Below are 22,181 nucleotides of genomic sequence, written 5' to 3'. Positions count from 1 at the left end.
CCCCTGTGGTACCGATCTCTTCCGGTACGCCTCGTCCCAGAGGCGGAGACGAACGGAACGCCCCGTCGACCGGTGGTCGACGGGGCGTTCCGGATCAGCCGATCAGGCGTCCGCCTCCTGGACGGAGAGGGCCCGCTCCACGCCGGCGAGGTTCTCGGCGACGAGGCGACGCAGTGCCGCCGGTGCGTCGCGGTTCTCGATGAGCCAGGTACGCGTCGCGTCGCGCAGCGCGACATCCGCGAGAGGCGCCGGGTACAGGCCGACGATGAGGTAGTTCGCGATCTGGTAGCTGCGCGATTCCCAGACCGGCAGCAGCATGTCGAAGTAGGTCGACACGAACGGGACCAGCAGATCGCGACCTGCCGGGTGGGTGAAGCCGGCTGCGGCCGAGCGGACGACGGTGTTGGGAAGGTCGTCCGAACCGACCAGCGCGTCCCACGCAGCCTGCTTGGCCTCTGCCGTGGGCAGAGCCGCCTTCGCCTGGGCGGCGAACTCTCCGCCCTTGGCCGTGTTGTCCGCCGCGAGGGCGGCGTCGATGTCCGTGGTGGTGACGAGTCCGCCCGCTGCGAGCGAGACGAGCAGCGCCCAGGACAGGTCGGCGTCGATCTCCAGACCGTCGAGGACGAGTTCGCGCTCGCGGAGGCTCCGCACCCGCGCGAAGTGCTCAGGGGTCGTCGCGGCCGAGGCGAACGCGGTCACGAACTGCAGCTGGCTGTCGCTTCCTGCGGCGGCGCCCTGCGCGAGGTCCCAGAGGCCGTCGGCGACGGCGGCACGCGTGGCATCGCGCTTGGCGGGGTCGACATAGGCGTTCGCGGTCAGCTGCAGCTGCGCGAGCGTCGTACGCACGGTCGTGGACTCGGTCTCGGCGGCGATGTTGCCGAGGACGAGCTGGACGTACTCCGAGGCGGAGGCCTCCGCATCCCGCGTCTGATCCCATGCGGCGCCCCACACGAGGGAACGGGCGAGCGGGTCGCTGATCTTCGACAGGTGAGCGACGGCTGTGGCCAACGACCGGTCGTCGAGCCGGATCTTGGCGTACGCCAAGTCGTCGTCGTTCAGGAGGATCAGGTCGGGGCGGCGGTGGCCCACGAGCTCGGCGACATCGGTGCGGTCGCCGTCGACGTCGAGCTCGATGTGGTGCACGCGCACGAGGGCGTCGCCCTGCAGGTCGTAGAAGCCGATGCCGAGACGGTGCGGACGGATGGTGGGGTAGTCCGCCGGGGCCGTCTGGATGATGGAGAACTTGCTGATGGTGCCGTCCACGGACTCATCCACCGCGGGGGTGAGCGTGTTGACGCCGGCCGTCTCCAGCCACTTCTTCGACCAGCCCGACAGATCGCGGCCGCTCGTGGTCTCGAGCTCCGTCAGCAGATCGGGCAGCTCGGTGTTGCCCCACGCGTGCTTCTGGAAGTACGCGGACACGCCGGCGAAGAAGGCCTCGACGCCGACCCAGGCCGCGAGCTGCTTCAGGACGGAGCCGCCCTTGGCGTAGGTGATGCCGTCGAAGTTGACCTGGACATCCTCCAGGTCGTTGATCTCCGCGACGACGGGGTGCGTCGACGGCAGCTGGTCCTGGCGGTAGGCCCAGGACTTCTCCATCGCGTTGAACGTCGTCCATGCCTCGGTCCACTCGGTGGCCTCGGCGGTGGCGATGGTGGATGCCCACTCGGCGAACGACTCGTTCAGCCAGAGGTCGTTCCACCACTTCATGGTGACGAGATCGCCGAACCACATGTGGGCCAGCTCGTGGAGGATCGTGACGACACGACGCTCCTTGACCGCATCCGTGACCTTGCTGCGGAAGACGTACGTCTCCGTGAACGTCACGGCGCCCGCGTTCTCCATCGCACCCGCGTTGAACTCGGGCACGAAGAGCTGGTCGTACTTCGCGAACGGATAGGCGACGCCGAACTTCTCCTCGAAGTACGCAAATCCCTGACGGGTCTTCTCGAAGACGTAGTCGGCGTCGAGGTACTGCCACAGGCTCTTGCGCGCGAACACACCCAGCGGGATGACGCGACCGGACGAGCTGGTGAGCTCGGAGCGGGTGACCTCATAGGGGCCCGCGATGAGCGCCGTGATGTACGACGAGATGCGGGGAGTGGGCTCGAACGTCCACGTCGCGATGCCGTCGCCGGTGGGCGCGGGCTCGGGCGTGGGGGAGTTGGAGACGACCTGCCAGGCGGCGGGAGCGGTGATCGTGAACTGGAAGGTCGCCTTCAGATCGGGCTGCTCGAACACGGCGAACACGCGCCGCGAATCGGGTACCTCGAACTGCGAGTAGAGGTAGACCTCGCCGTCGACCGGGTCGACGAACCGGTGCAGGCCCTCGCCGCTGTTGGTGTACCGCGCGTCGGCGTCGACGGTCAGCACGTTGTGGGCGGCGAGGTTCTCCAGCTGGATGCGGGAGTCCGCGAAGGCGGAGGGGTCGATGTCGACGCCGTTGAGCGTGATCCGGTGCACACGCTCGGCGATGAGGTCGACGAAGGTCGAAGCGCCCTCGGTGGCGGCGAATCGGATGGTGCTGGTCGAGCGGAACAGCTCCGCTCCCGTGGTCAGATCCAGCGCGATCTCGTAAGACTCGGTGTCGACGACCGCGCGGCGCTCCTGCGCCTCGATCCGGGTGAGGTTCTCTCCAGGCACTGCGTTTGCTCCCATGGGGTGAGGGTGTGAAAGGCACGGCATCGCTGCTGGCGACACGGGCGAGACCTCCAGCCTACGGTTTTGCTGCGCATCGGCGGTATCGCTCCGGCTCGATCCGCGCACGGTGCGAGGATGTTGGCGTGACTTCCCCTGAACAGACCCCTCTCCAGACCGAGACGCCCGGCACCCCTGTGCCCTTCGCATCGGCACACGCCGCGAGCGGTCCGCCCTGGGTCGAGCAGCCCACCGCCTACGACGCCGTCCTGCTCGCCGGGTTCGGGGGGCCCGAGGGGCAGGATGACGTCATTCCGTTCTTGCGCAACGTCACCCGCGGGCGCGGCATCCCGGACGAACGTCTGGAGGAGGTGGCGCACCACTATCGCCACTTCGGCGGCGTGAGCCCCATCAACGCGCAGAACCGCGCGCTGAAGACCGCGCTCGAGGCCGAGATCGCCCGCCGTGGTCTCGCGCTGCCGGTCTACTGGGGAAACCGCAACTGGGGTCCGTACCTGGAGGATGCCGTGCAGGAGGCGGCGGAGGCCGGTCACACGACCCTGCTGGCGGTCGCGACGAGCGCCTACAGCTCGTTCTCCAGCTGTCGCCAGTATCGCGAGGACTTCGCCCGCGTCCTGGACGCGACGAACCTGGGCGGGCAGGTGACGATCGACAAGGTGCGTCAGTTCTTCGACCACCCGGGATTCGTGTCGACGTTCATCGAAGGCGTGAGCGAGGCCGTTTCGGGCTTCCTCGCCGAGGGCGTGCCGGCCGAGCAGATCCGCGTGCTGTTCTCGACGCACTCCATTCCGACCGCCGACGCGCAGCGCTCCGGCCCGCGGGACCGCGACTTCGGCCCCGGCGGCGCCTACGAAGCCCAGCACCTGGCGGTCGCGGAGGTTGTCATGGCGCAGTCGGCGCCGGAGATCGGATGGAAGCTCGTTTACCAGTCGCGTTCGGGTCCCGCATCCCAGCCCTGGCTCGAGCCCGACATCAACGACGAGATCACGGAACTCGCGGCGGCTGGGGTCACGGCCGTGGCGATCGTGCCCCTCGGCTTCGTGAGCGACCACATGGAGGTTCTGTGGGACCTCGACACGGAGGCCATGGAGACGGCGGAGGAGGTCGGCATCCGTGCCGTCCGCACACCGACGCCCGGCATCGATCCCGCATACGTGTCGGGACTCGTGGATCTGATCGAGGAGCGACTCGCCGGTACTCCGGCCGATCAGCGTCCGCACCGGACGTCGCTCGGTCCATGGTTCGACGTGTGCCGCCCCGGTTGCTGCGAGAACATCAGGGCGGGCTTCAAGCCCGCAGCCGCCGGCATCGCCCCGTGAGTGCGGGGCGGGTCCGCGCGTCCCTAGGATGAGCATCATGCGCATCCACATCGCCACGGATCACGCCGGCCTCGAGTTCTCGACGCGCCTGCAGCACCATCTCGCCGAAGCCGGTCACGACGTCGTCGACCACGGGCCCCTGGAATACGACCCGGTCGACGACTATCCGGCGTTCTGCATCCGCGCCGCTCAGGCGGTCGTTCGCGATCAGGCGGCCGGCATCGACACGCTGGGCATCGTGTTCGGCGGCTCCGGCAACGGCGAGCAGATCGCGGCGAACAAGGTCGCGGGAATCCGGGCGGCGCTGGTGTGGAACATCGCGACGGCCGAGCTCGCGCGCGAGCACAACGACGCGAACGTCATCGCGATCGGCGCGCGTCAGCACACGTTCGAGGAGGCGACGACCTTCATCGATCGCTTCATCGCCACGCCGTTCTCGGACGAGGAGCGCCACGTGCGCCGCATCGCGCAGATCGCGGATTTCGAGCGTGACGGCTCCCTTCTTCCCGACCCGCGTGCGGGTGTCGCGCGCCCCGATGTGCTCGACGACGCGTCCAGTAGCTTCGACCCGGAAGCGGGCTGATGCCCGAAGGTCATTCCGTCCATCGGATCGCCCGGCAGTTCGATCGCAACGTCGTCGGACACCGGGTCCGGGCCTCGAGCCCGCAGGGTCGCTTCGCCGAGGGTGCGGCGCTGCTGGACAGTCGCGAGGCGCTGTCGGTGCGAGCCGTCGGCAAGCAGATGTTCCTCGAGTTCGAGGGGGATCTGTGGCTGCGGGTGCATCTCGGGATGTACGGTGCCTGGGACTTCTCGGGTGAGATCCTCGTCGACCCGACGATCGCCTCCGCCAACGGTCGGATGGGACAGACGAACCAGCGGGGGACCGATGCGGAGCGCATTGTGGATGCCGCCGGCGAGAACTCGCTGAGTTCGATCGGTGCGCCTCGAAAGGCGCGCGGACACGTGCGCATGTCGGAGCAGACGTCGGGACTCGACGACACCGACGCGACGTGGCCGCCCCCGATCGTCGGTCAGGTGCGGCTGCGACTGCTGACCGAGGCGACCTGCGCCGATCTGCGCGGGCCGACCGCGTGCGAGGTGCTCACTCCCGATCAGGTGCAGGCGGTCATCGCGAAGCTCGGCCCGGATCCCCTCGTCGACGACGTGACCGAAGGGGAGGAGCGCTTCACCCGCGTCGTCCGGCGCAAGCCCACCCCGATCGGTCTCCTGCTGATGGACCAGAGCGTCGTCAGCGGGATCGGCAACGTCTACCGAGCCGAGCTCCTGTTCCGCGCCCGCCTCGACCCGCACACCCCCGGGCGCGACGTGCCCGAGGAGGTCGTCCGCGGCCTGTGGCGCGACTGGGTGAAGCTGCTGCGCATCGGGGTCGAGACCGGCCAGATGATGACGATGGACGACCTCACCCCCGACGCGTGGCGCCGGGCGATGGCCCATCGCGACGACCGGCACTGGGTCTACCACCGTGCGGGGCTTCCCTGTCGTATCAGCGGCACGTCGATCGTGCTGGAGGAGATGGGCGCACGGAAGCTGTACTGGTGCCCGGTGTGCCAGAAGTGAGGATGCGGTGAGACAGAATCCGAGCTTCGCGATGACCGACGTCGCGGAGATCCGGCGGCTCATCGAGCACAATCCGTGGGCGACGCTCGTCAGCGCGGGGCCCGACGGTCTCGTCGCGTCGCACTACGCGGTGCTGCTCGATGACACGCGGGACGACCTGAGCATCGTGGCGCACGTCGGCAAGCCCGACGACGCCATTCACGCTCTGGGGGAGCGCGAGCTCCTCGTCGTGGTGCAGGGCCCGCACGGCTACGTGTCGCCCGGCTGGTACGGCGATGCGCCGGCGGTGCCCACGTGGAACTTCGTGGCCGCGCATCTGAGCGGCGTTCCTGAGCTGCTCGGCACCGAGGAGAACCTGCGGGTGCTCGACCGTCTCGTCGACCGCTTCGAGTCGCCGATGCCGACCCCGCGCCGGATGTGGGAGCGTCCGAACGACGCGGAGTTCGTGCGCCGTCTCGAGCGGGGCACGGTCGGTTTCCGGCTCACCCCGAACTCGGTGGTCGCCAAGCGGAAGCTGAGCCAGAACCGGCCGGCGGAGGTGGTCGATCACATCGTCGACATGCTGCGCGCCGACGGGCCCCACATGAACCCGGCGCTGGCCGACGAGATGGCCCGCGCCCGGCGCGCGCGGCGCGAGGCATGACCCGGCCACGCATCGACGCGGTCGCGGACGTGCGGATCGCGGGACCGGGTGCCGAGCTCCTGCCGGGAGCGGAGGTGTACGACATCGTCCTGCGCGACGGGCGCATCGCCGACATTGCGCCGGCCGGGGCGCTTCGTTTGGGAGGCGTCGTGCATCGCGCGGACGGCGCCTTCGCCATCCCGGGTCTCTGGGATCATCACGTGCACGTGACGCAGTGGGCCTTGGCCGCATTGCGCGAGCCGCTCGGCGACGCGGTCTCGGCGACGGATGCGGCGGCCCGGATGGGACGGGTGGCCCCGGGCGTGGACGGTCGGCGCGTGGGCACCGGATTCCGTGACGCGTTCTGGCTAGACGCACCCTCGCTCGAGGTCCTCGACGCGGCGACCGGAGACATCCCGACCTACCTCATCAACGCCGATGTGCACAGCGTGTGGCTCAATTCCGCAGCACTCGCCCGCGAAGGCGTCGCGGCCGACGACGGGGTCCTGCGCGAGGGGCCGGCTTTCGAGATGTCGCGGCGTCTCAATGAGCTCCCCGACGAGATCTCGGATGCTGCGGTAGCGACCATGGCCGCTGCCGCAGCGGCGCGCGGCGTCGTGGGTGTCGTGGACCTCGACATGGTGTGGAACGAGTCCTCGTGGCAGCGACGACGTTCGGCAGGCTTCGATCAGCTGCGCGTGGAGTTCGGCGTCTACCCCGACCTCCTCGATCGCGCCATCGCTGCGGGTCTGCGCAGCGGCGACGCGCTGCGCGGCGACGATGACGGTCTCATCACGGTCGGTCCGCTCAAAGCGATCACGGACGGGTCGCTCGGAACCCGGACGGCGGCCTGCTCGGTCGCGTACGCCGACGGGCCGCACCCGCACGGGCTGCTCACCATCGCACCGGACGATCTGCGGGAGGTCATGACGCGGGCCACGGCGGCGGGCTTCGACTGCGCGATCCACGCGATCGGCGACGACGCGCTGCGTCATGCTCTCGACGCGTACGCGGCGACCGGTGCGCACGGCACCATCGAGCATGCGCAGCTCGTGGCTGCCGCCGACATGCCGCGCATGGCTCGACTCGGCGTGACGGCCAGCGTGCAGCCGGAGCACGCCCTCGACGACCGCGATCTGACCGACAGCATCTGGGCGACCCAAACGGCTCGTGCGTATCCGTTGCGCTCACTGTGGGCCGCGGGAGTCGATCTCCGCTTCGGATCGGACGCCCCGGTCTCGCCGCTCGACCCGTGGCGTCAGATCGCTGCCGCTGCCTCCCGCACGCGTGGCGGGCGCGAGCCGTGGGCGCCCGAGGAGACCGTCTCCGTCGACGTCGCCCTCGCCGCATCCACTCATCGCGGCTCCGCGGATCCCGACACGATCGCCGTCGGTCAGCGCGCGGATCTCTCGCTGCTCGCCGCGGACCCGCGAATGGGGGAGTCGACGGCCCTGCGGGACATGGAGGTCGTGGGCACGATCGTGGACGCACGTGTGACGCACGTGGTCTGAGCGCGATTACGCTCGGGACATGCTCGTCCTGCTCGCCGTCCTCCTGCTCGTCAACGCTGTCTACAACGTGGTGGTCTGGCCGCGCTTCTACGGCCGTGTGGCGAAGGATGCGCGGGCGCGCGACGCCGCGGGACGCCCGACGCGGTTCCTCATCGTCCATGCGGTGCTGATCGGCACCGCTCTCGTCCTGGCTGCCGTATCGGCGGGCGCCGCGGTGTGGGCGCTCGTGGCGGGCTGAGCGCCTACGCTGTCTCGGTGGCCATCTCGAAGATCCTGCTGTACTACCGGTTCACCCCGATCGCCGATCCCGAGGCCGTGCGTCTGTGGCAGCGCGATCTTTGTGAGCTGCTCGGGCTGCGCGGCCGCATCCTCATCTCGCGGCACGGCATCAACGGAACGGTCGGCGGAGAGCTCGGCGCGGTCAAGACCTACGCGCGCAAGACGCGACAGTACGAGCCCTTCCGCGGTCTCGACCTGAAGTGGTCGGAGGGCACCGGGCTGGACCACGAGGGGCGGAGCCTCGACTTCCCGAAGCTCTCGGTGAAGGTGCGCGACGAGATCGTCACCTTCGGCGCTCCCGACGAACTGCGCGTCGACACGGGCGGCGTGGTCGGCACCGGTACGCACCTGACACCCGGCGCCGTGCACAGGCTCATCGAGGAACGCGGCGAGGATGTCGTCTTCTTCGACGGCCGCAACGGATTCGAGGCCGAGATCGGACGTTTCCGCGGCGCCGTGGTGCCCGACGTCTCCACGACGCGGGAGTTCATCGCGGAACTCGACTCCGGACGATACGACCACCTGAAGGAGAAGCCGATCGTCACGTACTGCACGGGCGGCATCCGGTGCGAGGTGCTCTCGAGCCTGATGACGGCGCGCGGCTTCCAGGAGGTCTACCAGCTCGACGGTGGCATCGTCCGGTACGGCGAGACCTTCGGCAACACCGGTCTCTGGGAGGGGTCGCTCTACGTCTTCGACGGAAGGCAGGCGATGACCTTCGGCGCGGACGCCGAGCACATCGCCCGCTGCACCGGATGCGGCGCACCCACCTCCCGGATGATCGACTGCGCGGTCGTGGGGTGCCCCGATCGCGTGGTGCGCTGCGAAGCGTGCGAGGGCAGCACGGCGTGCGGCCGCCATCCGAACCTCCTGGCGGGCTGAACAGAACGCCTGAGAAGATGGAGGGATGTCCTCCACTGACGCCGTGCCCTCCCGTTACACCGTTGCGACCGACGGGGCCTGCAAGGGTAACCCGGGGCCCGCGGGCTGGGCGTGGGTGGGCGAGGACGGCCAGTGGGCCGCAGGCTCGCTTCCGAGCGGCACGAACAACATCGGTGAGTTGCTCGGACTGCTCTACGCGATCCGGGATCATTTCGAGGTGCCCGAGCTCATCGTGCAGGCGGACTCGATGTACGCGATCGACACCTACACGAAGTGGATGGACGGTCATGCGCGTCGCGGTTGGGTGACGTCGGCGAAGAAGCCCACGGCCAACCGCGACATCCTCGAACAACTCATCGAGGTGCGCGACGCGCGGCGTGCGGCCGGGCTCCCCGACGTCGTCCTCGAACACGTCCGCGGACACCGAGGACATCGCCTCAACAGCTGGGCGGACGAGCGCGCCGTCCGCGCATCGCACCATGCTGCGAAGGGCGAGGAGCTCGTGTGGACGTCGCTGCGCGGGCTGGAGCCGTTGGACGTCAGTGTGGACCCGCCGCGCAGCGCGGGCGACCGCGCCCGCTGAGCACACCTCTCGCACATCCGGCCGACGCGCGCCAAGATGGGACGGTGCACACCCTCGACAACCCGCTGATCGTCGCGGATGCCGCGGCATGGCGCGCGTGGCTCGACGAGCACGAGTACGACGACGACGGAGTGTGGCTCGTGCTCGCCAAGAAAGGCACGACCGAGCCGACGACCCTCGGCTACGACGGTGCTCTCGACGAGGCGCTGTGCAGCGGGTGGATCGACGGTCAGAAGCGCGGGCGCGATGACGCCACGTTCTTGCAGCGTTACACGCCTCGGCGTCGCGCGTCGCTCTGGTCGCAGCGCAACCTCGTTCTCGTGGCCGCGTTGATCGAGGCCGGACGGATGCGGCCGCGCGGGCAGGCGGAGATCGACCGCGCCAAACACGACGGGCGATGGGAACGCGCGTACGCCGGCTCGGCCACGATCGAGGTGCCGGATGACCTCCTGTCGGCTCTCGCCGCTCAGCCCGCGGCGGCGGAGCTGTTCGCGCGCCTGGACGCGACGAACCGCTACGCGATCCTGCACCGGGTGGTGACGGCCACGCCGTCGGCGCGGGCGGGGCGGGTCGCGCGGCTCGTCGGGATGCTCGCCGAGGGGAGGACCCCGCATCCGCTCGGGGAGCCGCGTGGCCCCCGGCTCACGTAGGCTCGGATCATGCTCGCAACCGTCATCCACGCCGCCCGTGACATCCGCGTCGAAGAGGTCCCGCGACCGCAGTTGTCCACGGGGCGCGACGCGATCGTCCGCGTCGTCGCCGCGTGCGTGTGCGGCTCGGATCTGTGGCCCTACCGAGGCGTGACGCCCACGGAGCGTCCCCACCGCATCGGTCATGAGTTCGTCGGTGTCGTCGAGGAGGTCGGTGACGCCGTCGAGAACGTCCGCGCCGGCGACTTCGTCATCGCGCCCTTCTACGTGTGCGACGGTACCTGCGTCAACTGCCGCAACGGCGTCAGTACCTCCTGCCTCAACGGCGGATGGTGGGGGAGCGATGTGCGCGAGGACGGCTTCGCCGATGGCGGTCAGGGCGAGTTCGTGCGCGTGCCCCTCGCCGACGGCACCCTCGCCGTGGTTCCGGGGCCGGTGGAGCCCGACGAGATTCCGGGGCTATTGACGCTGAGCGATGTCATGGGCACGGGCCACCACGCCGCGGTGTCGGCAGGAGTCGGCTCCGGCGACAGCGTCGCGGTCGTCGGCGACGGTGCCGTCGGTCTGTGCGCGGTCATCGCCGCGAAGCGACTCGGCGCCACGACGATCATCGCGATGTCTCGTCACCCCGAACGGCAGGCGCTGGCGCGCGAGTTCGGTGCCACGCACATCGTCGCAGAGCGCGGCGAGGAGGGCATCGAGAAGGTGCGCGAACTGACCGGCGGCATCGGCGCCGATCGCGTCCTCGAGTGCGTCGGCACGAAGGAGTCGATGGACCAGGCCCTGCGCTCGACACGCCCGGGCGGGATGGTCGGCTACGTGGGTGTCCCGAACGGCGGACCCGAGCTGCCCGTACGCACCATGTTCGGGTCGAACGTGGGTGTGAACGGCGGTGTGGCACCGGTGCGCGGTTACATCGAGGAGCTACTGCCCGACGTCCGCTCGGGCGCGATCCGACCCGGCCTCGTGTTCGACCTCGAACTCCCGCTTCGTGAGGCGGCCGATGCCTATGCCGCCATGGACGAGCGCCGGGCGACCAAGGTGCTGCTGCGTCCGTGAGCCGACGCGTGGTGCGCCCGGCGGGCGGGGGAGTGAGCGAGTCGGTGGAGACAGGAGACGAAACGATGGCTCAGGCAGAGGCGACGACCTGGCTTCTCATCGACGGTGAGAACATCGACGCCACCCTGGGCGGCTCGATCCTGGGTCGCCGCCCGCAGCCCGACGAGCGTCCGCGCTGGGACCGCCTCCTGGCCTTCGTCGAGCGCACCTGGGGAGGGCACGCGCGCGGGCTCTTCTTCCTGAACGCGTCGACGAACCTGCCGATGACCTTCGTCCAGGCTCTGACGGCGCTCGGCTTCGAGCCGGTCCCGCTGTCGGGCCCTGCGGACGCGAAGGTCGTCGACATCGCCATCCAGCGCACTCTGCGGGCGCTGCGTGAGCGTGACGACGACGTGGTGCTCGTCAGCCACGATGGCGACTTCGTGGAGGATCTCGCACCTCTCGCCGACGGATCGCGGCGAGTGGGAGTGCTCGCCTTCAACGAGTTCCGCAACACCGGTTACGCGGCGATCGGCGGAATCACCTTCTTCGACATCGAGTACGACGCGCAGGCGTTCGACGCGCCCCTGCCCCGCATCCGCGTGATTCCGATCGACGAGTTCGATCCCACGCAGTTCCTGCGCTCGTGAAGGTCGCGCCGGGTCAGAGCGACAGCTGGTAGTGGATGAACCCGCTGCGCGTCGCGACCTGGTCGTACAGTACCCGCGCGCGGGTGTTGGTCTCCGCCGTCAGCCAGTAGACCTTGGTGCAGCCCGCATCCTTCGCCCAGTTCCGAACGTGGCCGATGAGCGATCGGCCTGCGCCGGAGCCGCGTGCGTCGGGGGAGACGAAGAGGTCCTCGAGGTAGCAGTAATCGTCCCTGGACCAGGTCGCCTGATGCGTCAGCCAATGCACCAGTCCGACCGCGCGACCGTCCTGCCAGGCGATCGCGCCGTCGAGCCCGGATGAGGGATCGATGATGCGATCGAAGGCGTACCGGGTGACGTCGTCGGTGAGTTCGGTCTCGTAGAACTTCAGGTATCCCTGCCAGAGGTCGAGCCAGGTGGCGAGGTCTTCGGTGCGGACGGCGCGGATCTCCAGCATCCGACCAGCCTAGAGCCGGCCGGACGGAACGACGCGTGCGTCGGACCGCGTGCCTCCCTCTGGCCGACATATGTCAGAGAGGACCTTGCCCTTGAATGAATGTTCTCGCTAACATGCAGGCGTCGCCCACCGAACACAGGTCGTTCGGTCCCACGGCCGCCGCGGCGGGACCTGGGTACGGCGGCTGATCGTGGCGCCCGGACGGCGACGCGATGCGGCGCGATGATGCGCGGAAGGGGAGACATCCAGTGACGATCATGAACCCGAGAAAGCGTGCAGGACGCCTCCTGACCCGAGTGGCAGCACTGAGCGCCGCTGTCGCGACCACCGTGTCCGGCGCGGTCGTGAGCACGGCTGCGGCGAGAGCCGCGGACGACGACCCCTGGTCGGGCCAGGGGAAGAGCTTCACGTCGACCCAGACCACGGAGAGCACGTTCACGAACGCCATCATCGGATCCGACGTCCCCGACGTCGCAACGATCCGTGTGCCTGCCGGCACCGCGGGCGCCAGCAGGGACACCTACTACATGATCTCGACGACCATGGAGCTCACCCCTGGCGCCCCCATTCTGCGTTCCTACGATCTCGTGAACTGGGAGATCGTCAACTATGTCTACGACGTGATGGAGATCACCGACACCAACGCGTTGCGCAACGGCTACAGCGCGTACGGCCAGGGTCAATGGGCCAGCACTCTGCGCTATCACGACGGGACGTTCTATGCGCTGATGAACAGCAACAACAACGGTCATGCGTACCTCTTCACGACCACCGACATCGAGAAGGGGCAGTGGGAGAAGCACAGCTATAACCGCAGCTTCCACGATCCGAACATCTTCTTCGACGGCGACACCCCGTACATCGTCTATGGGAGCTCGTCGATGCAGATCGCCCAGATGAGTCCGGATCTGCACAGCGTCATCAGCGACAGCGTCGCGGCGACCACGACCACCGCCATCAACAACACCGGTCTGAGCACCTCGGAGGCCATGGGTGGCGGTTGGGAGGGGAACCAGGTCGAGTACATCAACGGGTACTACTACGTCCTCGGCATCGCCTGGGGAAAGTACGGACGCCAGGCCATCGTGCTGCGTTCGAAGAGCCTGCTCGGCGCGGCGGCCTCCGATCCGTACGAAGTGCGTGTCGCCGTCGGCTCCAACCTCGTCGCGCAGGGCGGGTTCATCGGCACGGGCGACTCCGCCACGCCGCAGTGGGCGTTGCTCTTCGGCGATGACTACCCGACCGGCCGCGTTCCTGTCCTCGTGCCCGTCGCGTGGGATGCCGCTGACAAGGACGCGTGGCCCGTGTTCGGAACTGGCGTCTACGGAAGCTCCCAGGTGCCGCTACCCGGCACGCAGCCGATGCCGGTCACCCTGAGCGCCTCAGACCGGCGCAAGGCCGAGTCTGCGAGCGTCGTGACCTCCGATCGCTTCGACAACGACGCCCCGCCTCGAGACTTCGGCAATCCCAACGTCCCGGCGCCCGAGGTCGTTGTGCCGGAGTCCCGTGGCGAGCACATCTCGAACGGGACGATCGAGGGTGGTACGACGGCGTGGCAGTCGCTGGGCGGGACGACGCTCGGGCTCGGCTACTCGACGCGCCATCAGGGGGCGATGTCGCTCAAGGTGAACGGTCGAGCGACGGATGCTGCCGGCGCGTCGCAGACGGTGACGACTCTCCAGCGCGGGGCCACGTACGCGGTCTCGGCGTGGGTGCACTATCGCGACGCCGGTGTGGATCCGGCGAACTTCGCACTCACTCTCAGCGACACGAACGGCCACTCCTATGTGATGGCGCAGACCAGTGTGCCGAAGGGCTCGGCCTCGGCCGCGACGACCTTCGTGCAGGTCTCCGGTGAGTTCACGATTCCCGCGGAGCTGGACGTCGCCGACGCCAAGGTCTCGATCGTGACCGTCGACTCGGCCACCGTGCCCGACATCTTCTTCGTCGACGATGTCTCGATGGTCGGAGCGCGAGCCGTCCCCGATCACTACACGGCCGAAGAGGGCGCCGACAACGGCTCCCACCTGGCACTGCCCTGGCAGTGGGGGCACAACGCAGACAACAGATACTGGTCGCTGACCGATCGCGACGGCTGGTTGCGTCTCACGAACGGACGCGTCGTGACCGGCAAGGCGAACAAGCAGTATCAACTGACGTACTTCGAGGAGGCGCGTAACACCCTCTCGCAGCGTACGTTCGCCCCGGCCTCGTCCGCTCAGACCCGCCTCGATTTCGGTGCGCTCAACGATGGCGACGTCTCGGGGCTCGCCGTCTACAACCGGCAGGTGAGTTACATCGGCGTGGCCAAGGAGAACGGGCAGTTCACGCTCGGCGTCGTCAACCGTCCGGTGCGCGACTACACCGACCAGGAGTCGATCGCGACAGCGGAGGACTTCGTCGCCAGTGTGGCCGTTCCGGCCGGAACGAGCACGGTGCTTTTGAAGGCCGACCTGAACATGCGGAAGTCCGGTGCGGACCGCAACACCGTCCGGTTCCTCTACAGCTGGGACGGCGTCACCTGGAACGCGCTCGGGGGAGCCCAACCCAAGCGCGCGTCGTGGGAGTCCAAGCACTTCAAGGGTCAGCGCTTCGGCCTGTTCAGCTACGCGAAGCAGACGACCGGCGGGCATGCCGACTTCGACTACTTCTACCTCTCCGATGTGCTGAGCGCCGACGGAGTCGCCGTGGACACGAGCGACCTCGACTGGCTCATCCGGGAGGCGTCCGGTTTGGACCGCCGCGACTACACCGATGCATCATGGGCGGGCGTGGCGGCGGCGCTCACGTGGGCGAGCTCCGTCGCGGGCCCGTCGACGCAGAACGAGGTCGATGCTCCGGCTCAGGCCCTGAATCGCGCGATCGCCGATCTCGAGGAGTTGCCGGCGGTGGTCCCGGTCGTCTCGGCGGACGTGAGATCGGATGCCGCTCAGGTCTCGGGCTGGTATCCCACGGCGGTGTCGGTCGCCCTGGCGCTCAACGAGCGCGCGAAGGCCGACATCCAGTACCGGATCGACGGCGGCAGCTGGTCGGACTACCAGGACGAGGTGGTGGTCTCCGAGTCCGGAGCCCACACCGTCGACTACCGCGCCAGCGTTGCGGGCGAGCCGGTCGCGGAGTCGGGAGGCACCGCATCCTTCTCCATCGACGTCGACGCTCCTGTCACGACGGCCACCGTGGACGCCGAGGCGCGTTCCGTGCGCCTGACCGCCGTCGACGCGCACGCGGGAGTCGACCGGATCGAGTATCGGATCGGTGACGCGGGGGCGTGGTCGCGTCTGGACGAGGTGGTCACGGTCGGCGACGGCGAGAGCGTCGTCGGATATCGAGCGGTGGACATCGTCGGAAACGTCGAGACCGCACAGACGGTGAGAGTGCCCGCCGTGCAGGAACCGTCCCCGAGCCCGTCGCCGACCTCGACGCGACCCACCGCCCCGACGGGTGTCGTCGCTCCGTCTGCCGACGACCTGACCGCGGAGCGACGGGGCGCGGTCACCGGCCCGGCGACAGTGCGACGGGGCGAGACGCTGACGTTGACGCTCGGGGATGTCCAGCCGGGCACCGAGGTTCATGTCTGGCTGTTCTCGACACCGACCTACCTCGGGAAGGCGACGGTGGGCGCGGCGAGGACCGTGACCGTGAGCGTACCTGGGACGACGAGTCTGGGAGCGCATCGCGTGGCTGTGGCCGGCGCCGACGGCTCCGTCCTCGGATGGACGCCCGTCACGGTGACGGCATCGGACGGTTCTCTCGCAGTGACCGGGCGGGATGCGGCCGGGGTCGGGGCGATCCTGCTCGGCGCCGCCGTCCTGTTCGCGCTCGGCGGTGTTCTGCTGTGGCGTCGTCGGCGGACCGGGCGCACGAACCCGTCGTCGTAGCGGCCGACCTTCCCCGGTCGCTCACCATGCGTGCCGGTAGTGAAGGCAGGGGGCCGTCGCCCAAGAGGGCGGCGGCCCCCTGCGCGCTCGGCGGCGGGGGCGCTCGGGCAGGGAGGGGCGTCTTGGGACTGCGCGCAGCCGCGATCGCGCGGCCGGAGTGGGCGCGTGTGCTTGCCGGTGACGCGGATGCGGGGCACGATGATTCCGGTGGCGCGCGTACGCCGGAGGGGGTGCAGCATGGTGCGTCGGGTGCGCGGGGCGTTCCGACGCGCCTTCAGCACGTGCGCGGAGGCGGTCTCCGGTGGCGCCTTTCTCACGCGCTGGAGCGCACTTCTGTCCTTCATCGTGGCCAGCACGGTCAGCGTTCCGACGATCGCCGATGCGACGTTGCAGGGCTACATCGCCGCCGTCCTGGTCGGTGCTCTCGGCTGGACCGCGCTCTCGATCATCGTGTTGCCGGCGGCTGCCGCCGAGCGTCGGCTGACCTCCCCTCGCGTGCGGGCGTTGGTGGTTCTGACGGCACTGATCGTCGCAGCGATCGTGCGTACACCGGTGAACAACGCCGTGAGTGTGCTTCTGTGGAACACACCGACAGCGGGCGCATGGGGGCCGCGAACCCTCACGAACGTCCTCACGACTCTCGTGGTCTTCGGCATCGTGGGAGTCGCGACGACGCAGTTCGCGCGACGTCGTCTCGTCGCACAGCGGCTGGCAGCCGCGCTGGAATTGATGCGTGGCCGCCTGGAGCGTGCTCAGGAACGCGCGATCCAGACCAACGAGTTGCTCGTCGCGACGGTGAGCGAGCTTCGCGCCGGCCGGAACGCGATGCTGGCGGGCGGCGTCGAGTTCGACACCGTGCGGGCGTACGCGACGCAGGTACGGGACGCGAGCCACCGGTTGGCTCAGCTGGCTGAGGACGCGGGGCCCGCCCCGGCCCCGCCCGCCGCCGACGGCAACGCCGTCCCCGCAGGGCGGCCGCCATGGGCGCTGATCCCCACGCCGTGGCTCGTCGTCGCGCTCGTCTACAACATCGCGTCCCTACCGTTTGCCTTCACGGCCGGGCCGCCCGCGGTCGTCGGTATCGGCTACCTCGGCGTGTGCCTGCTCGACATCGTCGCGGGAGCGGTGACCCGTGTCCCGCGTCTGCGCGGGACCATACCCGGATCCGTGCGGCCTGGCGTGTTCATCGTGGTGTGGCTGCTGGCCGGGATCGGCGTCGCGCTCCTGACGTTCACACTCTTTCCCGACGTCAGGATGCTCAGCGTCGTCGGCGTCGTGGCCATTCCCGCCGCAGCGCTGACGTTGTCGCTGTGCGTGGACGCGATGCGTCGGGTGCGCTCCGCCGAATACCGCTCGACCCGGGTGCTGGCGCGCGTGGCGCAGCGCGTGGCGGCAAGCGACGCCCGGACGAGCGAGCGGCTCTCCCGCGCGTCGAACCTGCTCCATGGTCGCGTGCAGGGCAGGTGCGTGATCCTCGCGGCCCAGGCCGACGACGGGTCGCCGCTCACGGCGGACACCAGGGTGTTCCGCGACCAGACCGATGAGGCCTTCGACGCGATCCTCGACCCCCGGTCGACCCCGGACGGCGCGCCGACGTCGGGGATCGCCGGATCCGTCGAGGGACTCCTGTCCGCCTGGAGCGGTGTCGTCACGACCGCGCTCGAGGTCGATGCCGCGGGGACGCGCGCCCTGACCGATCCCGCGACGGCGGAGCGTGCGATCGACGCGGTCAACGAGGCCCTTGTGAACGCCGTGAAGCACTCGTCGGCACGCGTCGCCGCCGTCGTCATCTCCGGGATGACCGACGGCCGGGTGCATGTCCGGGTCTCGTCGCGTGGTGCTCTCGCCGCATCCGCTCGACGTTCCGCCGGACTCGGGACGAGATCCGCGGGGATCGCCATCAGCCAGCAGGGTGAGGAAGTGGTGCTGGAGTCGATCCTGCCCGCCGCAGGCTGATCGCCCCGCCTGTTCTCGCCCGTCATCCCGTCGAGGGAGCAGTCCTTTACCGAGAGAGCACCCGATGGCATGCTCGCTCGGTGAAAGGATGCTCGCTCGACGGTTGCCGGCGCGCGGGAGCGGATGCTCAGGCCGGAATCGAGGACTTCCAGCCCAGCGCGGGCGCGACATACTTCGCAAACGATTCGACGACGCGCAGGTTGAACTCCACGCCGAGCTGGCTCGGGATGGTGAGCATCAACGTGTCGGCGGACCGGATCGCCGCGTCCTGAAGCAGCTGCTCCACGAGCACGTCGGGCTCCGCGGCGTACGTCTTGCCGAACGTCGAGCGCATGCCGTCGATGACGCCGATCTGATCGCCGCCCTGCGAACCGCCGAAGTACATGGCGTCCTCGGCGGTGGTGATCGGGAAGATGCTGCGGCTGACCGAGACCCGCGGCGTGCCCGTATGGCCCGCCTCGCGCCACGCGGCCCGGAACGCGTCGATCTGCTGTGCCTGCAGAAGATCGAAGGGCGTGCCGTCGGCCTCGGTGAGCAGCGTCGAGGACATGAGGTTGACACCGACGCGTCCCGCCCACTCGGCGGTGTCGCGGTTGCCGGCCCCCCACCACACCCGGGAGCGGAGCCCGGGGGATTGCGGCTCGATCGCCTGCATCCCGGTCCCGCCGCCGAAAGGACTGTTCGCGTCGCGCTCGGCGAGTGGCTCGCCGTCGATCGCACGCAGGAACAGCTCGAAGTGGCGACGCGCGATGTCGGCGCCCCGGGGATCTTCGGATCCCGTGTACCCGAACGTCTCGTAGCCGCGCACCACCGACTCGGGTGAGCCGCGGCTGACGCCGAGCGCGAGTCGGCCGTCGCTCATGAGGTCGACAGCCGCGGCCTCCTCGGCCAGGTAGAGAGGGTTCTCGTAGCGCATGTCGATCACGCCGGTCCCCATCTCGATGCGGGAGGTACGTGCGGCGATCGCTGCGAGAAGCGGCATGGGCGAGGCCTGCTGACGCGCGAAGTGGTGCACCCGGAAGTAGACGCCGTCGACGCCGAGTTCGTCCATGCCCACCGCGAGGTCGATCGCCTGCAGCATCGAGTCGCGTGCGGTGAGGATGCGTCCGCCGCCGAGAGGGCCGTAGTGCCCGAAGGAGAGTGTTCCGAAGCGTTCCATATCGTCCACAACGATACGGAACGAGAAAGCATTCCGATGAATCGATCTCGTTCCTCTCGGCGGCCATCACCAGGCTGCCTCGTGCGGGGGCACGGCCGCGCATCGACGACGGCCCGGTCTGCGCCGCGGTCGTACGCCACCCGACTGAGCACATTCCACGGGCGCTGCGCGGTGGCTACGCTGGCGCCATGACTACCCTCGTGCTCACCGTCGTCGGCGTCGATCGTGCGGGCATCGTGTCCGCGGTCGCCGAGGTGATCAGCGCGCACGGCGGCAACTGGGAGAACAGCGAGCTCGCGGAACTGGCAGGCACCTTCGCCGGCGTCGTCCAGGTCGACGTCGCTCCATCCCGTGCCGACGCGTTGCGAAACGCCCTGGGCGCACTGGACGGGTTGGCGAGCATCGTGGTCGTCACGCCCGGCAGCCCTCTCACAGCGCGCAGCGAACTCGCCATCCGCGTCATCGGCAACGACCGTGTCGGAATCGTGCGCGAGGTGAGCAGCGCGCTGGGCGAGCGTGGCGTCAACGTCGTCCGGATGACGACGCACACGCAGGACGCCGCGATGTCCGGCGGTCGACTGTTCCAGGCGGAGATCCTGGCTGCAGCCCCGATCGATACGCCCGCCGCAGAGATCGTGGCGGCTCTCGAGTCGATCGCCGCGGACATCCAGGTAGAGGCGACGGTCATCCAGGCCGGATGACGGCGGCTCAGTCGCCCTGAATCGCCTCGGACGACTGATCGGGAGCGAGGACACCGGATGTCGGCTGCTCCGACTCCTCGGTGGGCGGTGCCGGGGTCGGTGTCGGCGTCGTCGTCGGTTCGGGCGACGGCGTGGGGTCGGTCGTCGGCGACGGCGAAGGCTCCGGAGTCGGCGCGGGGGCTACCGGCGGCACCGGAGCAGGAGCCGGGACAGGAGTGGGCTGCGGAACACGCCCGACCGCGGGTGGGGTGCCGCGCTCGCGCCGGGGCTGTGTCGGGGCCGCATCGTCCTGTGCGGGAGGCTCTGAGACCGGGGTCGGCTCCGTGCCGATCGCGGCCTCCAGGGACGCGGGAGCGTTCAATGCCACCGGGGGCAGCCCACGGTCGGTGCTGGCCGCGCGAGGCGAGGTCGCGGCGTCGGCGCCGGTGAGAGCGAACGCGCTCAGGCACGAGAGCACGAGCGCACCTGCCGACGCGACCATCGCGGTCACGAGCGGTCGGGGCGCGGGCATAGAAGACGTCCTTCGGTAGATCTACCGGTGTTCGGGGTCCTTCCATCATTCTCCGGACGTGAGGAGACGTCAACGCGTGGGGACGTGACGGCGGGAGCCGCGACAGCCGGATGGCCCGGTCACCGGTCGAAAACACCGATGCGGTATATCGGTCGATCGTGCAAGCCCGGCCCGCATGTCGCGTTCGCTTCGTACGCTGGACACATGGCAGAACATCACGCAGATCACCGCGCCGAAGCGAAGCGAGAGAACGCGGGGCGTATCCCCTCGATCGCCCTCAACTCGGGACACGACATCCCTCAGCTCGGATACGGCGTCTTCAAAGTCGACCCCGCCCAGACGGAGAGATTCGTCTCCGAAGCCCTCGAGCTCGGGTATCGGCACATCGACACCGCCGCGATCTACGGCAATGAAGAAGGTGTCGGACGAGCTATCGCGGCCAGCGGCATCCCTCGTGACGAGCTGTTCATCACGACGAAGCTCTGGAACGACCGGCAGGCAGGCTCCCAGCCGAAGCAGGCTCTCGAGGAGAGCCTCACCAAGCTCGGACTCGACCATGTCGATCTGTACCTGGTGCACTGGCCTGCGCCGGCGAACGACAACTATGTGCACGCCTGGGAGCAGCTCGTCTCGTTCAACGAAGCCGGCCTCGCCCGTTCCATCGGCGTCTCCAACCACCTCGTCGAGCACCTCGAACGGCTCGTCGCGGCGACGGGCAAGGTGCCCGCCGTCAATCAGATCGAGCTGCACCCGGCGTACCAGCAGCGCGAGGTCGTCGCCTGGGCGAAGGACAACGGTGTGCACATCGAGGCATGGGGACCGCTCGGCCAGGGCAAATACGACCTGTTCGGCACCCCTGCGATCCATGAGGCCGCCGCCTCTCATGGCAAGACGCCCGCTCAGGTCGTCCTGCGCTGGCACCTGCAGGTCGGCAACATCGTGTTCCCCAAGACCGTCAATCGTGACCGGATGGCGGAGAACCTCGATCTGTTCGACTTCGAGCTCTCCGCCGACGAGGTAGCCGCGATCACCGACCTCGACCCGGGTGACGGGTCCGGTCGTGTCGGGACGCATCCGAACGACCTGAACTGACGCGGACGAGAGGGATGGGCATGCTCGGTGCCTGTCCCTCTCCCCGTGCCGGCAGCAAGGGATGCGGCGCGCGTGTGCGCGCCGCATCCGCCCGAGTTAGGCCTGCGTCGTGGCGCTCTCGCGACGCGGGAGTACCCAGTCCCGACGAGGGAAGTGACAGGTGTAGCCGTTCGGGATGCGCTGCAGGTAGTCCTGGTGCTCAGGCTCCGCCTCCCAGAACGGGCCCGCCGGCTCGATCGTCGTCACGGCCTTGCCCGGCCACAGGCCCGACGCGTCCACATCCGCGATGGTGTCGCGGGCCATCTCCTTCTGCTGCTCGCTGAGGGGGAAGATGGCCGAGCGGTAGCTCGTGCCGATGTCGTTGCCCTGACGGTTCAGGGTCGACGGGTCGTGGATCTGGAAGAAGAACGCGAGGATGTCGCGATAGGTGGTCTTGGTGGGGTCGAAGACGATCTCGACGGCCTCGGCGTGACCCGGGTGGTTGCGGTAGGTCGCGTGATCGTTCTGCCCGCCCGTGTAGCCCACGCGGGTGTCGAGAACGCCGGGCTGACGACGGATGAGGTCCTCCATACCCCAGAAGCACCCGCCCGCGAGCACGGCGGTCTCGGTGCCGGGGATCTGCGTGATGGTTCCGTTGTCGGTGGTCATGCTGACTGCTCC

At 69.1% G+C, this 22,181-nt stretch carries 20 protein-coding genes; 15 read left to right on the top strand and 5 right to left on the bottom strand.

What is annotated here, in order from left to right:
* Nucleotides 1-102 precede the first annotated feature (102 nt).
* Complete coding sequence (pepN, locus tag EHF32_RS04995) at nt 103-2,643, bottom strand: aminopeptidase N (protein WP_137419127.1); 2,541 nt, start codon at nt 2,641-2,643, stop codon at nt 103-105.
* A gap of 140 nt (nt 2,644-2,783) precedes the next feature.
* On the opposite strand from pepN, the gene EHF32_RS04990 reads away from it, so the two are divergent.
* The 11 genes from EHF32_RS04990 (at nt 2,784) to EHF32_RS04940 (ending at nt 11,770) form a co-directional block, all read left to right on the top strand.
* Nucleotides 2,784-3,977, top strand: a complete 1,194-nt coding sequence (locus EHF32_RS04990) for a ferrochelatase (protein WP_443189856.1) — start codon at nt 2,784-2,786, stop codon at nt 3,975-3,977.
* 37 nt (nt 3,978-4,014) lie between these two features.
* Nucleotides 4,015-4,560: a ribose-5-phosphate isomerase gene (locus tag EHF32_RS04985; RefSeq protein ID WP_137417096.1), complete on the top strand. Its 546-nt coding sequence runs from the start codon at nt 4,015-4,017 to the stop codon at nt 4,558-4,560.
* Entirely contained in the window at nt 4,560-5,555 is a 996-nt protein-coding gene (locus tag EHF32_RS04980) for an Fpg/Nei family DNA glycosylase (RefSeq protein ID WP_137417095.1), read from the top strand. Before EHF32_RS04985 ends, EHF32_RS04980 begins: the two co-directional genes overlap by 1 nt.
* A gap of 7 nt (nt 5,556-5,562) precedes the next feature.
* Complete coding sequence (locus EHF32_RS04975; RefSeq protein WP_192900694.1) at nt 5,563-6,198, top strand: FMN-binding negative transcriptional regulator; 636 nt, start codon at nt 5,563-5,565, stop codon at nt 6,196-6,198.
* The gene (locus EHF32_RS04970) at nt 6,195-7,688 is read left to right on the top strand and encodes an amidohydrolase (protein ID WP_137417094.1); all 1,494 of its coding nucleotides are present in this window, start codon (nt 6,195-6,197) and stop codon (nt 7,686-7,688) included. The genes EHF32_RS04975 and EHF32_RS04970 overlap by 4 nt, the downstream gene beginning before the upstream one ends.
* Nucleotides 7,689-7,707: 19 nt before the next feature.
* The gene (locus EHF32_RS04965; protein ID WP_137417093.1) at nt 7,708-7,926 is read left to right on the top strand and encodes an SCO4848 family membrane protein; all 219 of its coding nucleotides are present in this window, start codon (nt 7,708-7,710) and stop codon (nt 7,924-7,926) included.
* Nucleotides 7,927-7,943: 17 nt separating this feature from the next.
* On the top strand, nt 7,944-8,849 hold the full coding sequence (gene trhO / locus EHF32_RS04960; RefSeq protein WP_137417092.1) for an oxygen-dependent tRNA uridine(34) hydroxylase TrhO: 906 nt from the start codon (nt 7,944-7,946) through the stop codon (nt 8,847-8,849).
* A gap of 25 nt (nt 8,850-8,874) precedes the next feature.
* Entirely contained in the window at nt 8,875-9,432 is a 558-nt protein-coding gene (locus EHF32_RS04955; RefSeq protein ID WP_137417091.1) for a ribonuclease H family protein, read from the top strand.
* 44 nt (nt 9,433-9,476) lie between these two features.
* Entirely contained in the window at nt 9,477-10,082 is a 606-nt protein-coding gene (locus tag EHF32_RS04950) for a YdeI/OmpD-associated family protein (protein ID WP_137417090.1), read from the top strand.
* A gap of 9 nt (nt 10,083-10,091) precedes the next feature.
* Nucleotides 10,092-11,141: a zinc-dependent alcohol dehydrogenase family protein gene (locus tag EHF32_RS04945; protein WP_137417089.1), complete on the top strand. Its 1,050-nt coding sequence runs from the start codon at nt 10,092-10,094 to the stop codon at nt 11,139-11,141.
* A gap of 65 nt (nt 11,142-11,206) precedes the next feature.
* Nucleotides 11,207-11,770 (top strand): NYN domain-containing protein, encoded by a 564-nt coding sequence (locus tag EHF32_RS04940; RefSeq protein ID WP_137417088.1) that lies wholly within the window; start codon nt 11,207-11,209, stop codon nt 11,768-11,770.
* A 13-nt stretch (nt 11,771-11,783) separates the two neighbouring features.
* On the opposite strand, the gene EHF32_RS04935 is transcribed toward EHF32_RS04940, so the two are convergent.
* Nucleotides 11,784-12,224: a GNAT family N-acetyltransferase gene (locus EHF32_RS04935; protein ID WP_137417087.1), complete on the bottom strand. Its 441-nt coding sequence runs from the start codon at nt 12,222-12,224 to the stop codon at nt 11,784-11,786.
* A 257-nt stretch (nt 12,225-12,481) separates the two neighbouring features.
* Here EHF32_RS04935 and EHF32_RS04930 point away from each other — a divergent pair, with 257 nt between their 5' ends.
* Nucleotides 12,482-16,102 carry an OmpL47-type beta-barrel domain-containing protein gene (locus EHF32_RS04930; protein ID WP_161594059.1) on the top strand — a complete coding sequence of 1,207 codons (3,621 nt, stop codon included), beginning with the start codon at nt 12,482-12,484 and terminating at the stop codon, nt 16,100-16,102.
* Nucleotides 16,103-16,339: 237 nt separating this feature from the next.
* Nucleotides 16,340-18,058: a hypothetical protein gene (locus tag EHF32_RS04925; protein WP_137417085.1), complete on the top strand. Its 1,719-nt coding sequence runs from the start codon at nt 16,340-16,342 to the stop codon at nt 18,056-18,058.
* 127 nt (nt 18,059-18,185) lie between these two features.
* Here EHF32_RS04925 and EHF32_RS04920 read toward each other — a convergent pair whose 3' ends face one another.
* Nucleotides 18,186-19,217, bottom strand: coding sequence for an LLM class flavin-dependent oxidoreductase (locus EHF32_RS04920; RefSeq protein ID WP_137419124.1), 1,032 nt, complete (start codon nt 19,215-19,217; stop codon nt 18,186-18,188).
* A gap of 188 nt (nt 19,218-19,405) precedes the next feature.
* Between EHF32_RS04920 and EHF32_RS04915 the strand changes: the two genes are divergently transcribed.
* Nucleotides 19,406-19,918: a glycine cleavage system protein R gene (locus EHF32_RS04915; RefSeq protein WP_137417084.1), complete on the top strand. Its 513-nt coding sequence runs from the start codon at nt 19,406-19,408 to the stop codon at nt 19,916-19,918.
* Between the two features lie 7 nt (nt 19,919-19,925).
* On the opposite strand, the gene EHF32_RS04910 is transcribed toward EHF32_RS04915, so the two are convergent.
* A complete protein-coding gene (locus EHF32_RS04910) occupies nt 19,926-20,429 on the bottom strand; it encodes a hypothetical protein (protein WP_137417083.1) in 504 nt (167 codons plus the stop codon).
* Nucleotides 20,430-20,633: 204 nt separating this feature from the next.
* Here EHF32_RS04910 and EHF32_RS04905 point away from each other — a divergent pair, with 204 nt between their 5' ends.
* Nucleotides 20,634-21,521, top strand: a complete 888-nt coding sequence (locus EHF32_RS04905; protein WP_137417082.1) for an aldo/keto reductase — start codon at nt 20,634-20,636, stop codon at nt 21,519-21,521.
* Between the two features lie 96 nt (nt 21,522-21,617).
* Here the strand turns inward: EHF32_RS04905 and msrA are convergent, their stop codons facing one another.
* Complete coding sequence (gene msrA, locus EHF32_RS04900) at nt 21,618-22,169, bottom strand: peptide-methionine (S)-S-oxide reductase MsrA (protein WP_137417081.1); 552 nt, start codon at nt 22,167-22,169, stop codon at nt 21,618-21,620.
* Nucleotides 22,170-22,181: the final 12 nt, after the last annotated feature.

Source organism: Microbacterium sp. RG1 (assembly GCF_005347485.1).
Classification (GTDB): Bacteria; Actinomycetota; Actinomycetes; order Actinomycetales; family Microbacteriaceae; genus Microbacterium; species Microbacterium binotii_A.
Note: the sequence above shows the minus strand (reverse complement) of the source record. Positions and strands in the feature narration are given on the sequence as shown.

Excerpts from the sequence above, each read along its gene's own strand:
- EHF32_RS04935 (WP_137417087.1), bottom strand. The coding sequence starts at position 12,224 with ATGCTGGAGATCCGCGCCGTCCGCACCGAAGACCTCGCCACCTGGCTC.
- msrA (WP_137417081.1), bottom strand. The coding sequence starts at position 22,169 with ATGACCACCGACAACGGAACCATCACGCAGATCCCCGGCACCGAGACC.
- EHF32_RS04965 (WP_137417093.1), top strand. The coding sequence starts at position 7,708 with ATGCTCGTCCTGCTCGCCGTCCTCCTGCTCGTCAACGCTGTCTACAAC.
- EHF32_RS04980 (WP_137417095.1), top strand. The coding sequence starts at position 4,560 with ATGCCCGAAGGTCATTCCGTCCATCGGATCGCCCGGCAGTTCGATCGC.
- EHF32_RS04920 (WP_137419124.1), bottom strand. The coding sequence starts at position 19,217 with ATGGAACGCTTCGGAACACTCTCCTTCGGGCACTACGGCCCTCTCGGC.
- EHF32_RS04905 (WP_137417082.1), top strand. The coding sequence starts at position 20,634 with ATGGCAGAACATCACGCAGATCACCGCGCCGAAGCGAAGCGAGAGAAC.
- EHF32_RS04985 (WP_137417096.1), top strand. The coding sequence starts at position 4,015 with ATGCGCATCCACATCGCCACGGATCACGCCGGCCTCGAGTTCTCGACG.
- EHF32_RS04970 (WP_137417094.1), top strand. The coding sequence starts at position 6,195 with ATGACCCGGCCACGCATCGACGCGGTCGCGGACGTGCGGATCGCGGGA.
- EHF32_RS04945 (WP_137417089.1), top strand. The coding sequence starts at position 10,092 with ATGCTCGCAACCGTCATCCACGCCGCCCGTGACATCCGCGTCGAAGAG.
- EHF32_RS04915 (WP_137417084.1), top strand. The coding sequence starts at position 19,406 with ATGACTACCCTCGTGCTCACCGTCGTCGGCGTCGATCGTGCGGGCATC.
- EHF32_RS04955 (WP_137417091.1), top strand. The coding sequence starts at position 8,875 with ATGTCCTCCACTGACGCCGTGCCCTCCCGTTACACCGTTGCGACCGAC.
- EHF32_RS04940 (WP_137417088.1), top strand. The coding sequence starts at position 11,207 with ATGGCTCAGGCAGAGGCGACGACCTGGCTTCTCATCGACGGTGAGAAC.
- EHF32_RS04930 (WP_161594059.1), top strand. The coding sequence starts at position 12,482 with ATGAACCCGAGAAAGCGTGCAGGACGCCTCCTGACCCGAGTGGCAGCA.
- EHF32_RS04925 (WP_137417085.1), top strand. The coding sequence starts at position 16,340 with ATGGTGCGTCGGGTGCGCGGGGCGTTCCGACGCGCCTTCAGCACGTGC.
- EHF32_RS04910 (WP_137417083.1), bottom strand. The coding sequence starts at position 20,429 with ATGCCCGCGCCCCGACCGCTCGTGACCGCGATGGTCGCGTCGGCAGGT.